This window comes from Ruegeria sp. F5 (assembly GCF_056533845.1).
On sequence record NZ_JBQFOU010000002.1, the window covers coordinates 163,127 to 177,535 of the forward strand.

General features: G+C 61.6%; 17 protein-coding genes. 6 read left to right on the forward strand and 11 right to left on the reverse strand.

The genetic code is table 11. From position 1 onward, the window contains the following. Positions 1–8 precede the first annotated feature (8 nt). The 3 genes from speB (ACR0K1_RS03155) to ACR0K1_RS03165 form a co-directional block, all read right to left on the reverse strand. Positions 9–956, reverse strand: a complete 948-nt coding sequence (speB, locus tag ACR0K1_RS03155; RefSeq protein ID WP_480848729.1) for an agmatinase — start codon at positions 954–956, stop codon at positions 9–11. A gap of 63 nt (positions 957–1,019) precedes the next feature. Further along, on the reverse strand, positions 1,020–1,985 hold the full coding sequence (speB, locus tag ACR0K1_RS03160; protein ID WP_480614539.1) for an agmatinase: 966 nt from the start codon (positions 1,983–1,985) through the stop codon (positions 1,020–1,022). 23 nt (positions 1,986–2,008) lie between these two features. Continuing rightward, complete coding sequence (locus ACR0K1_RS03165; protein ID WP_480848732.1) at positions 2,009–3,172, reverse strand: M20 aminoacylase family protein; 1,164 nt, start codon at positions 3,170–3,172, stop codon at positions 2,009–2,011. 66 nt (positions 3,173–3,238) lie between these two features. Between ACR0K1_RS03165 and mazG the strand changes: the two genes are divergently transcribed. From mazG to ACR0K1_RS03180, 3 genes are all read left to right on the forward strand, one after another. Beyond that, positions 3,239–4,105: a nucleoside triphosphate pyrophosphohydrolase gene (gene mazG / locus ACR0K1_RS03170; protein WP_480614534.1), complete on the forward strand. Its 867-nt coding sequence runs from the start codon at positions 3,239–3,241 to the stop codon at positions 4,103–4,105. Between the two features lie 63 nt (positions 4,106–4,168). Continuing rightward, the gene (locus ACR0K1_RS03175; RefSeq protein ID WP_480614531.1) at positions 4,169–5,110 is read left to right on the forward strand and encodes a nucleoside hydrolase; all 942 of its coding nucleotides are present in this window, start codon (positions 4,169–4,171) and stop codon (positions 5,108–5,110) included. Then, on the forward strand, positions 5,107–5,556 hold the full coding sequence (locus ACR0K1_RS03180; RefSeq protein WP_480848734.1) for a GNAT family N-acetyltransferase: 450 nt from the start codon (positions 5,107–5,109) through the stop codon (positions 5,554–5,556). Before ACR0K1_RS03175 ends, ACR0K1_RS03180 begins: the two co-directional genes overlap by 4 nt. Positions 5,557–5,598: 42 nt before the next feature. On the opposite strand, the gene ACR0K1_RS03185 is transcribed toward ACR0K1_RS03180, so the two are convergent. The 5 genes from ACR0K1_RS03185 to ACR0K1_RS03205 form a co-directional block, all read right to left on the reverse strand. Beyond that, complete coding sequence (locus tag ACR0K1_RS03185) at positions 5,599–5,769, reverse strand: hypothetical protein (RefSeq protein WP_480614527.1); 171 nt, start codon at positions 5,767–5,769, stop codon at positions 5,599–5,601. Positions 5,770–6,116: 347 nt separating this feature from the next. Beyond that, positions 6,117–7,394: a phosphopyruvate hydratase gene (gene eno / locus ACR0K1_RS03190; RefSeq protein ID WP_480614525.1), complete on the reverse strand. Its 1,278-nt coding sequence runs from the start codon at positions 7,392–7,394 to the stop codon at positions 6,117–6,119. Between the two features lie 123 nt (positions 7,395–7,517). Continuing rightward, on the reverse strand, positions 7,518–8,399 hold the full coding sequence (locus ACR0K1_RS03195) for a DMT family transporter (RefSeq protein WP_480614522.1): 882 nt from the start codon (positions 8,397–8,399) through the stop codon (positions 7,518–7,520). Between the two features lie 135 nt (positions 8,400–8,534). Further along, entirely contained in the window at positions 8,535–8,948 is a 414-nt protein-coding gene (locus ACR0K1_RS03200; protein WP_480614519.1) for a Fur family transcriptional regulator, read from the reverse strand. Between the two features lie 86 nt (positions 8,949–9,034). Beyond that, the gene (locus ACR0K1_RS03205) at positions 9,035–9,739 is read right to left on the reverse strand and encodes an endonuclease/exonuclease/phosphatase family protein (RefSeq protein ID WP_480848738.1); all 705 of its coding nucleotides are present in this window, start codon (positions 9,737–9,739) and stop codon (positions 9,035–9,037) included. Positions 9,740–9,927: 188 nt separating this feature from the next. Between ACR0K1_RS03205 and ACR0K1_RS03210 the strand changes: the two genes are divergently transcribed. Next, positions 9,928–10,845 carry an adenylate/guanylate cyclase domain-containing protein gene (locus tag ACR0K1_RS03210; protein WP_480614513.1) on the forward strand — a complete coding sequence of 306 codons (918 nt, stop codon included), beginning with the start codon at positions 9,928–9,930 and terminating at the stop codon, positions 10,843–10,845. On the opposite strand, the gene ACR0K1_RS03215 is transcribed toward ACR0K1_RS03210, so the two are convergent. Continuing rightward, entirely contained in the window at positions 10,821–12,239 is a 1,419-nt protein-coding gene (locus ACR0K1_RS03215) for a protein adenylyltransferase SelO (RefSeq protein ID WP_480614954.1), read from the reverse strand. The two genes, ACR0K1_RS03210 and ACR0K1_RS03215, sit on opposite strands and share 25 nt — an antisense overlap. A gap of 84 nt (positions 12,240–12,323) precedes the next feature. On the opposite strand from ACR0K1_RS03215, the gene ACR0K1_RS03220 reads away from it, so the two are divergent. Together ACR0K1_RS03220 and ACR0K1_RS03225 are read left to right on the forward strand one after the other, a co-directional pair. After that, a complete protein-coding gene (locus tag ACR0K1_RS03220; RefSeq protein WP_480614510.1) occupies positions 12,324–12,743 on the forward strand; it encodes a cupin domain-containing protein in 420 nt (139 codons plus the stop codon). Positions 12,744–12,746: 3 nt separating this feature from the next. Continuing rightward, the gene (locus ACR0K1_RS03225) at positions 12,747–13,637 is read left to right on the forward strand and encodes a fatty acid desaturase (RefSeq protein WP_480614507.1); all 891 of its coding nucleotides are present in this window, start codon (positions 12,747–12,749) and stop codon (positions 13,635–13,637) included. 8 nt (positions 13,638–13,645) lie between these two features. Here the strand turns inward: ACR0K1_RS03225 and ACR0K1_RS03230 are convergent, their stop codons facing one another. Further along, entirely contained in the window at positions 13,646–14,110 is a 465-nt protein-coding gene (locus ACR0K1_RS03230; RefSeq protein ID WP_480614505.1) for a hypothetical protein, read from the reverse strand. 10 nt (positions 14,111–14,120) lie between these two features. After that, positions 14,121–14,408, reverse strand: coding sequence for a hypothetical protein (locus ACR0K1_RS03235; RefSeq protein ID WP_480614502.1), 288 nt, complete (start codon positions 14,406–14,408; stop codon positions 14,121–14,123). Position 14,409 lies beyond the last annotated feature (1 nt).

Consider the following 14,409-nt stretch of genomic DNA (forward strand, 5'->3'; position numbering starts at 1 on the left):
AAGCCGCCCTACCGTGACGTCACTCCGGGCAGGATGCACAGCAACTCGAACAACAGGTTCGCCGCCGTAAGCGCCGTGTTGCCGGATGGGTCGTAAGGCGGAGAGACCTCGACCAGATCACAGCCCACGACGTTCGCCCCACCCAGCGCATGGATCAGTTGCAGCGCCTGCGGTGTGGTCAGACCGGCAATCTCGGGCGTGCCGGTGCCGGGGGCGAAAGACGGGTCCAGACTGTCGATGTCGTAGGTGATGTAGAGGGGATGATCGCCGACCTCTTTCCGGATCATCGTGCCGATGCCGGTCAGGTTCTGCTGCCACAGCTCCCAGGCCGGGAACTGTTTGAAGCCCCAGCCCTTTGCCTCGGTAAAGTCGCTTGCAGCGTATCCCGAGCCCCGGATGCCGATCTGATAGGTCTTTTCGGGAACGATCAGCCCCTCTTCGTAGGCGCGGCGCAGGATGGTGCCGTGGGTCTCGCGCTCGCCGAACATCTCGTCGTTCACGTCCGAATGGGCATCGACATGAACCAGCGCGACGGGGCCATGTTTGGCCGCCACCGCCCGCAGGATCGGCAGGGTGATCGAGTGATCGCCCCCCATCGCCACAGGGGTCACGTCCTGCGCCAGAATACCGTCATAGCTTTCGCGGATGATCTTCAGGCTCTCGGACAGCGAAAACGTATTGATCGCCAGATCACCGATATCGGCAATCTGCAGACTGTCAAACGGCGCGGCGGAATTGGCCATGTTATAGGGCCGGATCATCGCGCTTTCGGCGCGGATCTGCTTGGGGCCGAACCGCGTGCCCGACCGCCACGAGGTGCCGATATCCATCGGTATCCCCAGCACTGCCACGTTCAGCCCCGCCAACGACGCCGCCTGAGGCAGCCGCATGAACGTATTCGGCCCGGAAAACCGCGCCAGATCATTGCCGCTGATGGGTTGGTTAAACTCGGTCATGCCCCTATGCCTCCTGTCCGGTCTTTTGGTTAACCTGATAGCGGAAGGATGGCTAACCAAAGGTTAAGGCCTCAGCTTGTTCCACCCCAGCAGACAAATAATCTGCGTCGCAACATGCGCCCCGGCAATCGCCGTCGCGCCCGAGGTGTCAAAGGGCGGAGAGACCTCGACCACGTCGCCGCCCTTGATATTGATCCCGGCAATGTCGCGCAGAATGATCTGTGTCTGGATCGAGGTCAGCCCGCCCCAGACCGGCGTGCCTGTCCCCGGCGCAAAGGCCGGGTCCAGCCCGTCGATGTCAAAGCTCAGATAGACCGGGCTGTCACCCAGAATGCCCCTGATCTTCTGCGCCACGGCGGCGGGGCCGGCTTCGTAGACCTCGCGCGCGTCGATGATATTGACGCCCAGCGTATCCTCGTTCGTGGTGCGGATGCCCACCTGAACCGAGCGCTTCGGGTCCACGATCCCCGATTTCACCGCCTTGTAGAACATCGTCCCGTGATCGACGCGGGACATGTCGTCATCGGCCCAAGTGTCGGTATGGGCATCGAATTGCAGCAGCGATATCGGCCCGTATTTCTCGGCATAGGCCTTCAGGATCGGAAAGCTGATATAGTGATCCCCGCCCAAAGCGACCGAGGCGACATCGGCGGCCAGAATGGTTCGGATATGATCGGTCAGCGTGTCGGGGAAGGCCGGGATGTTGGCATAGTCATAGGCCATGTCGCCGTAATCGACGATTGCCAGTTCGCTCAGCGCATCAAACGGCCAGCCGTAGGGCGCATCGGGTGATTGCAAAGAGCTGGCCTCGCGGATGGCACGTGGTCCCAGACGGGTGCCGGGGCGGTTGGTGACGGCCTGATCGAACGGCACCCCGGTGACCGCTATGTCGACGCCTGCAAGGTCCTTGGTGTAAAGCCGCCGCAGGAACGAGGTCGCCCCGCCGAACGTATTCTCATAGGACAAGCCTTTGAGGTCCGGGTTGGTGAACGCCTCATCCACCTGATTTTTCGCATCTTCCAATGCCATCTTGTCTTTGGTCCTCTTCCTGCTCAGCCCACCGGCTGCGCCTTTTCCACGATCCGGGCAAAGAACGAGGCCCCGATCGGTGAGATTTCATCGTTGAAATTGTATTTGGGGTGATGCGGGCTTGGCCCTTCGCCCTGCCCCAGAAACAGGTAAGCTCCGGGCCGGGCCTGCAGCATGTACGAGAAATCCTCGGCCCCCATCTCGCGCCCGGTATGGTCGACCACCCTGTCTGCCCCGGCCACATCGCGCGCCACCTCGGCAGCAAATCCGGCCTTGTCGGCATCGTTGATGGTGGCCGGGTAATTCCGTTCGTATTCCAGCCGCGCTTCGACCCCGTACGAGGTCGCCTGCCCCTGCACGATCTGCTCCATCCGCTCCATCACCATCTTCTGCACGGCCGGATCAAAAGTCCGCACCGTGCCGTTGATGTAAGCGGTGTCGGGGATCACGTTGTTCACCGTCCCGGTGTGAATCTGCGTCACCGACACAACCAGATCGTCCAGCGCATAGTGATTGCGGCTGACAATCGTCTGGATCGCCTGCGCGATACCGCAGGCCGCCATCACCGGATCGCGGGTTTCATGCGGCATGGCCCCGTGGCCGCCGCGGCCCTGAATATGCACTTCGAACGTATCGACAGCGGCCATGATCGGCCCCGGCGTTGTGTGGAACGATCCCAGATCGAAACCCGGCGCGTTGTGCAGCGCATAGACCTGAGAAATGTTGAACCGGTCCATGATCCCTTCATCGACCATCACGCCGGCCCCGCCGCCCTCTTCCTCGGCGGGCTGAAAGATCAGCGCGACGCGGCCCGCGAAATTGCGCGTCTCGGCCAGATAGCGCGCGGCGCCCAGCAGCATCGTGGTATGCCCGTCATGGCCGCAGGCATGCATCTTGCCGGGGTATTTCGAGGCATAGGGCACGCCGGTTTCTTCGGGGATCGGCAGCGCATCCATATCGGCGCGCAGGCCAATTGTCGGCCCCTCACCCTGTCCGTTGATGATCGCGACGATCCCGGTCTTGGCGATCCCCTCGTGCAGCTCATCCACGCCGAACTCGCGCAGCCGGTCCGCCACAAAGGCCGCGGTTTCATGGCATTCGAACTCCAGTTCCGGGATCGTATGCAGGTGCTGGCGCCACGTGGCCATATCGGCGGCGAAATCGGCAATTCGGTTCACGACGGGCATATGGGGTGGACTCCTGATCCAAGCTGCGGGATGGATGCATCAGACACCGGAACAAGGGGCTTCGCAATGGCTGAAAATCCGCTGATCCACGACTCGGATGCTGGGATCGAGCGTCTGCTGGAAATCATGCGCCGGTTGCGCGATCCCAAGACGGGCTGCCCCTGGGATATCGAACAGGATTTCGGCACCATCGCCCCCTACACGATCGAAGAAGCCTATGAGGTCGCAGACGCCATCGAACGGCAGGCTTATGACGAGCTGAAGGGCGAATTGGGCGACCTGCTGTTCCAATCCGTGTTCCACGCCCAGATGGCCGACGAGGCCGGGCATTTCACCTTTCAGGATGTGGTGCGCACCATGTCCGACAAGATGGTCGCGCGGCACCCGCATGTGTTCGGCGACGAATCCCGCGAGAAATCGGCGGAACAGCAGACGGTTGACTGGGAAACCATCAAAGCGGCAGAGCGTGCGGGCAAGGAACAGAAAGGCGCTTTGGACGGTGTCGCCGCCAACCTGCCCGCCCTGCTACGTGCCCATAAATTGCAGAAACGTGCCGCCCGTGTGGGGTTCGACTGGCCCGATGCCAGCCATGTGCTGGCCAAGATCACCGAGGAAGCCGCCGAACTGGAAGAGGCCCGCAACAGCAAGGATGCAGACGCGCTCGAGGACGAGTTTGGCGACCTGCTGTTCGTCATGGTCAATCTTGGCCGCCATCTGGGCATCGAACCCGAGGCCGCCCTGCGCCGCACCAACGCCAAGTTCACCCGCCGCTTTGAACAGGTCGAGGCGCGGCTGGCTGCGCGGGGCAAACTGCCGACGGACAGCACGCTGGAGGAAATGGATGCCCTCTGGGACGAGGTCAAAATCGAAGAACACCGCGCCAACGGCAAACTCCCGCCCGCCCGGGTCAACAGCGCGCGGGGCGGTGCTTAAAACGGCTGGACAAGTGCTGCGACACTTGCGAGTGTCCGCGCTTCAAGACCCCGGAGGCAGAGCATGGCACCCCGCAAGATCATCATCGACACCGACCCCGGACAGGACGACGCCGTCGCGATCCTGCTGGCGCTGGCCAGCCCCGAAGAGATCGAGGTGCTGGGCATCACCGCCGTCGCCGGAAACGTGCCGCTGGAGCTGACCGCCAAGAACGCGCGCATTGTCTGTGAACTGGCCGATCATGCGCATATCCCTGTCTATGCCGGATGCGACCGTCCGCTGAACCGCCCTTTGGTGACCGCGGAACATGTGCATGGCAAAACCGGGCTGGACGGCCCCGTCCTGCCCGACCCTCAGATGCCGCTGGCCGAAGGGCACGCGGTGGACTTCATCATCGACACGCTGCGAGCGCAGGAACCGGGGACCGTGACGCTGTGCCCGCTGGGGCCGCTGACCAATATCGCGACCGCCTTTCAGAAAGCGCCCGATATCGTTGACCGGGTTCAGGAAATCGTCCTGATGGGCGGGGCGTATTTCGAGGTCGGGAACATCACCCCGGCGGCGGAATTCAACATCTACGTCGATCCGGAAGCCGCTGATATCGTGTTTAAATCCGGCGCTCATATCGTGGTCATGCCACTGGATGTCACCCATGATGCGCTGGTCACGCCACATCGCAACGACGCATTCCGCGCTCTGGGGTCCAAGGTCGGCCATGCCGTTGCCGAGATGACCGATTTCTTTGAACGCTTCGACAAAGAAAAATATGGCTCGGAAGGCGCGCCACTTCACGATCCCTGCGTGACCGCCTACCTGATCTGCCCCGAACTGTTCTCGGGCCGCCACATCAATGTCGAGATCGAAACCCAGTCAGAATTGACCCTGGGCATGACAGTGGCCGACTGGTGGCGGGTCACGGACCGCGCGCCCAATGCCATGTTTATGGGCGACGTGGACGCCCAGGGCTTTTTCGACCTGCTAACAGAAAGGCTGGCCCGACTATGAGCGCCGCCCTCCGCCTTGCCCGCCCCGAAGATCTGGACCGCCTGATGGCGCTGGTGTCGGCCTTTCACGCTGAACAGGGTATCGAACAGGATGCGGACCAGCGCCGCGATGCTTTGCTGCCGCTGCTCGAGGGCATCCCCCACGGCTGCGTCTATCTGATCGGTCCGGGCCGTGCGCCGCTTGGCTATATCATCCTGACCTTCGGCTGGTCGGTCGAATTCGGAGGGATGGACGGCTTCATCGACGAAATCTACATCCGCCCCGCCGTTCGTGGCCGCGGGATCGCGACCGAAGTATTGCTGGATCTCCCCAAAGCGCTGGCCGAAGCCGGCCTGACTGCCCTGCATCTGGAAGTGGACCGCAAGAACGAGTCCGCGCAAAAGCTGTATCTGCGTACCGGTTTCAAACCCCGTGACCGGTATATGCTGATGAGCCGGAAGCTCTGATAGCGTCACGGGCGGGGCACGCCCCGCCGGATTGCCATCGGATCAGCGGGATTCCCCACGGAAAATCATCGACTGATTATAGCTCATTTCATGGACGGGATCGTCCGCCGACACCTGTTGTCCGCTGATCGGGTACGTGCCGGGTGCGGAGCATGCCGCCAGAAAAACAGTGGCGATAACTGATGCTACGAGAATGAATTTCGAACCAGTCATGTTGTTCCCCTTTTCTGTAATACAGTCAGGATAGGAAACAGTGCGCTTTCGCTAATAGGTAAAAGTTCACACAAAAGTTAGATAAAATCTTCTGCTGCAAGGGTTATTCGCGATTTTCGGCTGAAAAACAAAGGCTAACGGAAACAATTTATTTTTACCTCTTCCTCGCGGGCACTGCGATTTCCGCGCAAAAATTCCCCCAGAAGTGACAGGACCGCGAAAACTTCCCGCAAAGCGTGAGCGTATTTTCCCGGCCCGCCCAAAACAAACGCCGGGCCGCTTTGCAGCGATCCGGCGTTCTGGATTCCAACTTGGTCCGCCGACTAGTCCGGGGACCACAGCACCACTCAGCGCTTCAGGATCGAAGCCCCGGCGTATTCGGCGACCTCGCCCAGCGACTCCTCGATGCGGATCAGCTGGTTGTACTTGGCCAACCGGTCCGACCGCGCCAGTGAACCGGTTTTGATCTGACCGCAATTGGTCGCCACGGCCAGATCGGCGATGGTGGCATCCTCGGTCTCGCCCGAGCGGTGGGACATGACGTTGGTGTACCGCGCGCGGTGGGCCATATCGACGGCGCGCAGGGTTTCGGTCAGCGATCCGATCTGGTTCACCTTGACCAACATCGAGTTGGCGCAGCCGCGCTCGATGCCTTCGGCCAGACGTTCCGGGTTGGTCACGAACAGGTCGTCGCCCACCAGTTGCACCTGTCCGCCGATGGCGTCGGTCAGCGCCTTCCAGCCGTCCCAGTCATCCTCGGACATGCCGTCTTCGATCGAGATGATCGGATAGTCGTTGACCAAAGCGGCCAGATAGGCTGCGTTTTCTTCCGAGGTCAGGGTGATGCCCTCACCAGCCAGAACGTATTTGCCGTCCTTGAAATACTCGGTGGCCGCGCAATCCAGAGCCAGGTGGATTTCTTCACCCGGTTTGTAGCCTGCTTTTTCGATGGACTTCAGGATGAAATCCAGCGCCTCGCGGGTACTGGCGATGTTGGGGGCAAAGCCGCCCTCGTCGCCCACACCGGTCGCCAGACCGGCGGCGGACAGTTCTTTTTTCAGCGTGTGGAATACCTCGGAGCCCATGCGCACCGCCTCGCGGATATTCGCGGCCGAGGTCGGCATGATCATGAATTCCTGAATGTCGATCGGGTTGTCGGCGTGTTCACCACCATTGATGATGTTCATCATCGGCACCGGCAGCACCCGGGCCGAAGTGCCGCCGACATAGCGATACAGCGGCTGCGTGGTGAAATCCGCCGCCGCCTTGGCGGTGGCCAGCGAAACGCCCAGAATGGCGTTGGCGCCAAGACGGCCCTTGTTCTCGGTTCCGTCCAGCTCGATCATCGCCTGATCGATGGCCACCTGCTCGGTCGCGTCAAAGCCCACCAGTTCCTCGGCAATCTCGCCGTTCACGGCTGCGACGGCCTCAAGCACGCCCTTGCCCAGATAGCGCGCCTTGTCGCCATCGCGCTTTTCCACCGCCTCATAGGCCCCGGTCGAAGCACCCGAGGGAACGGCGGCGCGGCCCATGGTGCCGTCTTCCAGAATGACATCCACCTCGACGGTGGGGTTGCCCCGGCTATCCAGAATTTCGCGTGCATGGATGTCGATGATCGTGCTCATGAGGCCCGTCCCTGTGGCTGACTTGGTTGCACGCCTCATAGCATTACCGGGTAAAAAGTAAACCATTTCCGTTATCGCTAACAACGACAGAGGCCGGTGTTTGCGCCAACCTGCGACGATCCGTCAGACCGTAACGGTCAATTCGCGCGCCAGCCTGCGTTCGCGGATAAAGGTGTACATGCCCGATCCGATGATCAGCGCCGATCCCGCAAAGGTCAGAAGATCGGGCCGTTCGCCGAACACCATCATCCCGGCGATGATCGAAAACAGCAGCCGCGTGTACCGGAACGGGATCACGACCGAAGCCTCGCCCACCCGCATCGCCAGGATGATACCGTAATAGCCAAACACCCCGAACGACAGCGCCCCGGCATAAAGCCACAGGTGCCCCGGCAACAGCGGCGAGACCGAGCCCGGTGTCGTGATCATCAGACCCGCGCCCACAACAGCCAGCGCCAGATAGGCCTGCATCGCCACCACAGACGAGGCGACGCTGTGGTCAATCTTGCGGGTGATCAGGTCGCGCGCCGCCACGGCGACAACGGCGACAACGACATAGAGCGTATCCGCGTCAAATGCCTCGAGCCCCGGGCGGATGATCATCAGTACGCCGACAAAGCCGACACCGATGGCGCTCCAGCGGCGCCAGCCGACCTGCTCGCCCAGAAACAGGGCCGCGCCCGTCGTGGCCACCAGCGGCATGGCCTGAAACACCGCCGCAACGGTGGACAGATCGACCAGAGACAGGGACGTGACGAAAGCCACCGAGGCGGTCGCCTCGGCTACTGTACGAAACAACGGCAACGGACCCCAGGCACGGGCCGAGAAAATGCGTTTGCGGGTGACAAGCGACATGGTCAGGAAGATGCACATCGTGACCAGCCCCAGCACCAGCAGGATCTGCCCCGTCGATACCGTGACCGACAGTTCTTTGACAAAGACGTCCTCGATCGTGAAAGCGGCCATTGCGGCAATGACCAGCAGGATGCCGTTAACGTTGTTCATGTCGTGGTCCACAAAAAACGGCGGATGAATTCCCGCCTTGCCGGCACAACACCCCAGGCATGGGGTCTGTGGCAAGTATTATCCGGCCGAAATGGATGATTTCCTGTGATCCCGGCGATCCGGGGCCGTTATGGGTCAGTCCCGCTTGAGCGGTACCCCGTACAGTTCAAGCCGGTGGCCTTTCAGCTGATAGCCCAGCTTTTCCGCAATCTTTTCCTGCAGCGCTTCGATCTCGGGGTCGACAAATTCGATCACCTTGCCCGACTGCATGTCGATCAGATGGTCATGGTGATCCCGCTCGGCATCTTCATAGCGTGCGCGCCCGTCGCCGAACTCCAGACGTTCGAGAATCCCGGCCTCTTCGAACAGTTTCACCGTGCGGTAGACGGTAGCAATCGAAATTCCCGAATCCATGGCCGAGGCGCGCCCGTACAGTTCTTCGACATCGGGATGGTCCTCGCTCTGCTCCAGAACCTGCGCAATGGTCCGCCGCTGGCCTGTCATGCGCAGCCCTTTGGCTTCGCAACGCGCGATGATCGAATCCGTCATGATGCCCCTCAGGAACTACTCGGGTTTCTGTCTTAGTATGTCTGCGCGTCCAGCGCCACAGGGATTCGGTTCAAACCGGGCGGGATTCAGGCGCTGCGCCGCAAATCCGCCCAGACCGGAAGATGGTCCGAGGCGATATGCGCCGGGCGGTCTTCGTGTACGCCATGGGCCAGGGCCTCGACCCCCTGACCCAGCGCGATCCGGTCCAGCGCGCCCAATGGCTGCGCCGCCGGAAAGCTGGGTTTCGGTGGCAAAAACCGCATCTCGGGCGCAAGGTTGTCCAGCACCGGCTGGCGCGACCATTCGTTGAAATCGCCGGCCCAGACCGTCGGCATCCTGTCCAGAACCGAATCGCACCGCCTGAGATGCGAAATCTGCTGGCGCCGCGACGCCGGGATCAGCCCGAGATGCAGCCCCATCACCCGCAACGGCCCGATCTGAGTGTCAAATTCGACCCGCACCGCACCACGCGGCTCCAGCCCCGGCAGGTCGTGATGCGCCGTCTGACGCACCGAGATCCCCTCGCCCCGCCAGATCACCGCGTTGCCGTGCCACCCCAGACTGCCCGCGCCGCCCAGATCGACGATCTGCCACCCGGCCTCATCCAGCATGAAATGCGGCAGTGCCGCTGGCCGGGGCGGCAGGCGTTTGTCGGCCTCCTGCAGCACCACGATGTCGGCCTGCATCTTGTCCAGCACCAGCAGGATGCGCTGCGGCTGACGGCGGAAATCCAACCCGACGCATTTCTGGATATTGTAGCTGGCAAGGCGCAGGGTGCGGGAACTGGTCATGGGCATCCGGTTTAACAATCAAGTGCAAGGGTGCCAAACTCGACGCCATACGCAACCGGATTTTGCAACACTTTGCCTTTTCGATGACCGCGCATCGGGAACTTCACCCTATGCACACAGAAACGACATAAAACCATGTACAGATCGGTATGCACCGTTAAACTGCACCAAAAAAAGGGGATGCAGGGTTGGACGTTAATTCCAGGTTCGCGACGATGGTCATCGCCGATATTTCGGGAAGCACACCGCTGTACAAGGCGGTGGGCGATGATGAGGCGCAGCGGCTGCTTCAGCTTGAAATCGACCGGCTGCGGACGGTCATGCTGGAGTTCGGCGGCATACCGGTTGGCCAGAAAGGCGACGATGTCCTCAGCTATTTCGACGACCCGGATGCGGCGGTCTATGCGACCCTGCAGATGATCGAGCGCCCGGTCGAAGCGCCGGTGTCCGTTCATGTTGGTGTGCATAGCGGGCCGATCGTTGTTGCCGAGCGGGGTATCTATGGCGAGGCCGTCAACGTCACCGCCCGCCTGTCCACCGCCGCCAACCCGCGCGAGGCCTGTATCAGCGACGATGTGGCCTCGATGCTGTCTCCGAAACTTCGGCAGCTTCTCAAACCGCTCGGCGGGCTCACCCTGAAAGGGCTGAGCGAGCCGGTTACGGCATATTCGCTGGTCAACTCTGTACTGGACCCGTCAACGCAAACCCGCCTGCCGCTGGATTTCGGCAGGACCGAAAGCAACCTGCAGACCGGGGATACCCTGACTTTGATTCTCAGCTACAAGGATCGGGCCTGGCGGTGCCGGGGCGATGGTGAGTTCAAACTGGGCAGGTCGTCCGACTGCGACGTGGTGTTGCCGCAGCCATGGGTTTCAAGGCTGCACGCCGTTCTGAGCATGAAAAATGGCAAGCTGTTTCTGACGGATCGCAGCACCTCGGGCACCTATGTCAAATCGGAAGGCGGGCAGGAAATTCAGTTGAAACGCGAAACGATCATGCTGACCGGCGGCGGCTTGATTTCGCCCACCCTGCCCATCGAACAGTCCGAGGCCTGCCTGCGGTTCGACATAATCGGCCGCCCTCAGGTTCCGCAGAACGTCGCCTGAACCACCTCATTCGCCGCCGGGGGCCGCGTCAGGTCGGTCTGGTCCGGTTGATCCTCGTAAGGGTTCGCGAGCACCGTGTTCAATCGGTGGAACGGTCCGTAGTCGCCGGTGACAGCAGCGGTGATCATCTGTTCGATCCGGTGATTGCGCGGGATGTAGGCCGGGTTGGCTAAGGCCATGACCCGGTGCGGGTCAGCCTCGCGCTGAAGCCGGGCCTGCCAGCCCTCTGACCAGCTGTCAAAAGCGCCGGGATCGGTGAACTGGTCCCGCGCTTTGCCGCCGCCCAGCGCCCGGAACGTATTGGTGAAATCGGCCTGATTCTGCGCCATGCGGGTCAGCAGGTCCGAGATCATCGCAAGGTCGCCATCTTCGGGCGCTGAAAGACCGATCTTCGCGCGGAACCGTATCAGCCAGTTCTGCTGCAGCAGGTCTGGCATCGCGTGGATGACCTCGGTGGCTTCCTCGACTGCGGCCTCTTTATCCTCGTATTGCTGGATCAGCGCTGTCGCCAGTTGGGCGAGGTTCCATACGGCGATGTCCGGCTGGTTGGAATAGGCATAGCGCCCCATCTGGTCGATCGAACTGTAGACCGTATTGGGATGGTAGCTGTCCATAAAGGCACAAGGCCCATAGTCGATGGTTTCCCCGGCAATCGAGCAATTGTCGGTGTTCATCACCCCGTGAATAAAGCCAACGCTCATCCACCCGGCGATCAGCCGCGCCTGCGCATCCCGCACCGCACGCAGCAGACCCATCGGGCCTTTGGCCTCGGGGTAATGGCGGGCGATGGCGTAGTCGGTCAGGCGCCGCAAGCTGTCCAACTGCCCGCGCGCCGCGAAGACCTGAAACGTGCCCACACGCAGGTGGCTTTGCGCCACACGGGTCAGAACCGCGCCGGGCATCGGGCCTTCGCGCAGAACCACCTCACCCGTTTCAACGGCGGCCAGTGCGCGGGTGGTCGGGATGCCCAGCGCATGCGTGGCCTCGGACACTACGTATTCCCTCAGAACCGGCCCCAGCCAGGCCCGCCCGTCCCCTTGCCGCGAGAACGGCGTGGGGCCGGAACCTTTAAGCTGAATGTCACGGCGGATACCGTCGGTCCCGATGGTCTCGCCCAACAAAACGGCGCGTCCGTCGCCAAGCTGCGGGTTATAGTGACCGAATTGATGCCCGGAATAGAGCTGCGCCAGCGGCTCGGCCCCTTCGGGCAGGGTGTTCCCGGCAAAGGCCTCGGCCATTTCCTGCACGTCACCGGGCGAGACCCGCAACAGCCGCGCGAGGTCGTCATTGAACGCGATCATCTGCGGCGCGCGCACCGGAACAGGGGCTTGCCGTGCAAAGAACCCGTCCGGCAGGCGGGCGTAGGAGTTATCAAAAGGGATCGTCAGGGTCATGTCGCAAACATATGCCCCCTGCGCATGATTGCCATAGCGGATCGCGCGCTTGCGTGCATAATCGCCCTGAACCACGAGGCCCCCATGACCGCTGACCAGATCATCGACCACCTGAACCTGCAACAACACCCCGAAGGTGGCTGGTTCAAAGAGACCTGGCGCGCCGACAATCCGGGCCGCGCCACCGGGACCTGTATCTATTTCCTGCTCAAGGCCGAAGAAAACAGCCATTGGCATCGGGTCGATGCGACCGAGATTTGGTTGTATCACGCTGGTGCGCCGTTGGTCCTGTCGCTGAGCGAATCCGACACAGGGCCTGCCAGCGACCACCTGCTGACGCCCGACCTGTCCCAAGGCGCGCCGCAAGTGATCGTGCCCAAAGGTCATTGGCAGGCTGCGCATAGTACCGGCGACTATACTCTGGTAAGCTGCACCGTCTCACCGGGGTTTGAGTTCGAAGGCTTCGAACTGGCCGCCCCGGATTTCGATATCCCGAAGGGTTAAAAGATGGATCACCGCGCCCTGATCGCCGCAATTCCGCCCGAAGCAAAAGATCGTCTGCAAAAACGGTCCGATGCAGCAGGTCTGAAGCATCTGGCGCTGTATTTCGGGGCGCTCGCCGTGACCAGCACCGGGATCGCCGCGCAAATCCCGCTGTGGCCGCTGCTGATCCTGCCGCAGGGGATTTTGTTCGTCTTCCTGTTCACGCTCAGCCACGAATGCACCCACAAGACGCCGTTCAGAACCGAATGGCTGAATGACACGGTTGGGCATCTGGTCTCGGTGCCCATCGCCCTGCCCTTTACGTGGTTCCGGTATTTCCATCTGGCGCATCACAAATGGACCAATCATCCGCAGAAAGACCCCGAGTTGGACGGCAAACCGCGCCCCGACAGTTGGCGCAGCCTGATCGTTTACCTCAGCGGATGGCCTTACTGGTCCGGCATGGCGCAGACCCTTCTGCGCAACGCCGCCGGAAAGATTGACGCGCCCTACCTGCCCGCCCGCCAGCATCGCGCCATCCGGGCCGAGGCGCGGGTTCTTCTGGCGCTCTATGCCCTCGCAGCGCTCAGCCTGTTTTATACGTCCGTCTTGTTCTGGCTGTGGCTGCTGCCCGTGCTGATCGGCCAGCCCTTTCTGCGCCTCTACCTGCTGGCAGAGCACGGGCTGTGCCCGCCCGTCGCCAACATGCTGGAAAACTCGCGCACCACCTTCACCAACCGGATCGTTCGGTTCGTGGCGTGGAATATGCCCTATCATGCGGAACACCATGCGTTCCCTAACGTGCCGTTCCACCAACTGCCCGCCTTCCATGGCTGGACGCAGGCGCATCTGAAATCCACTTCGGACGGCTATACCGAATTTGCGGCCGACTACGCGCGCACCTTGAAGACCTGAGACCCGCGTTATTCCTTACGCTCTTTCGCACGCAGAATCGCGGTCAGAAGCGGAACCAACAGGGCCGGCAGAGACCCCAGAGGGTTCGCACCGATGCTTTTGACCGCCTGAACAACCTCACGTGCCTCAACCGCCAGTTCTTCCAGCTCATCCTCGATATCGGCGATGGCCATGTCGCGAACCTCGACCGCCGGGGCGATCTCATCCTCGACATTCGTGCGTTTTGCAAACAGCACAAGCAGCACGGCCAGCAGCAGGTTGGCCAGCGACAGAACAGCGGCGGAGGCCCCCGAGGACATCCATGTTTTCAGCATAAAGAACAGCGCGACATCCAACAGAACCAGACCTGCAAGGGCCGAGATTCCCGCCAGGACCATCAGAATGGTCTGCTGTTGCATGACGGCAAAACGGCGGCGCGTGATCAGGCGTTCGGTGCGATAGATCGTTGTCAGGTTTTTGCTGAGTCTGTTCATGTCCCGTATCCTAACTGCGCGCGCGGCCAACGACATATCCAAGGGTAAAGGCAATCAGCAAAGCGGTGATCGGGTACTGCTTCTGCAGCCTGCCGAATTCTTCGACCACATCCTCGCCCAGCGCTTCGGCCTTTTTTAGGTCTATGCCGTGCTCTTCCAACAGTTTCCGAATCTCGTCCGCCGTTTTCAAAGGCGGCGAGGCTTCGGGCCTCGGAGGTTCCTCAGCCTTTGCCTCCAACGTCGCGTTGCGCGCGCGAAGCGCGTTCAGCTCAGCTTCCAGTTCCGCCTTGGTCGCCATC

Excerpts from the sequence above, each read along its gene's own strand:
- speB (WP_480848729.1), bottom strand. The coding sequence starts at position 956 with ATGACCGAGTTTAACCAACCCATCAGCGGCAATGATCTGGCGCGGTTT.
- speB (WP_480614539.1), bottom strand. The coding sequence starts at position 1,985 with ATGGCATTGGAAGATGCGAAAAATCAGGTGGATGAGGCGTTCACCAAC.
- ACR0K1_RS03165 (WP_480848732.1), bottom strand. The coding sequence starts at position 3,172 with ATGCCCGTCGTGAACCGAATTGCCGATTTCGCCGCCGATATGGCCACG.
- mazG (WP_480614534.1), top strand. The coding sequence starts at position 3,239 with ATGGCTGAAAATCCGCTGATCCACGACTCGGATGCTGGGATCGAGCGT.
- ACR0K1_RS03175 (WP_480614531.1), top strand. The coding sequence starts at position 4,169 with ATGGCACCCCGCAAGATCATCATCGACACCGACCCCGGACAGGACGAC.
- ACR0K1_RS03180 (WP_480848734.1), top strand. The coding sequence starts at position 5,107 with ATGAGCGCCGCCCTCCGCCTTGCCCGCCCCGAAGATCTGGACCGCCTG.
- ACR0K1_RS03185 (WP_480614527.1), bottom strand. The coding sequence starts at position 5,769 with ATGACTGGTTCGAAATTCATTCTCGTAGCATCAGTTATCGCCACTGTT.
- eno (WP_480614525.1), bottom strand. The coding sequence starts at position 7,394 with ATGAGCACGATCATCGACATCCATGCACGCGAAATTCTGGATAGCCGG.
- ACR0K1_RS03195 (WP_480614522.1), bottom strand. The coding sequence starts at position 8,399 with ATGAACAACGTTAACGGCATCCTGCTGGTCATTGCCGCAATGGCCGCT.
- ACR0K1_RS03200 (WP_480614519.1), bottom strand. The coding sequence starts at position 8,948 with ATGACGGATTCGATCATCGCGCGTTGCGAAGCCAAAGGGCTGCGCATG.
- ACR0K1_RS03205 (WP_480848738.1), bottom strand. The coding sequence starts at position 9,739 with ATGACCAGTTCCCGCACCCTGCGCCTTGCCAGCTACAATATCCAGAAA.
- ACR0K1_RS03215 (WP_480614954.1), bottom strand. The coding sequence starts at position 12,239 with ATGACCCTGACGATCCCTTTTGATAACTCCTACGCCCGCCTGCCGGAC.
- ACR0K1_RS03220 (WP_480614510.1), top strand. The coding sequence starts at position 12,324 with ATGACCGCTGACCAGATCATCGACCACCTGAACCTGCAACAACACCCC.
- ACR0K1_RS03225 (WP_480614507.1), top strand. The coding sequence starts at position 12,747 with ATGGATCACCGCGCCCTGATCGCCGCAATTCCGCCCGAAGCAAAAGAT.
- ACR0K1_RS03230 (WP_480614505.1), bottom strand. The coding sequence starts at position 14,110 with ATGAACAGACTCAGCAAAAACCTGACAACGATCTATCGCACCGAACGC.
- ACR0K1_RS03235 (WP_480614502.1), bottom strand. The coding sequence starts at position 14,408 with ATGGCGACCAAGGCGGAACTGGAAGCTGAGCTGAACGCGCTTCGCGCG.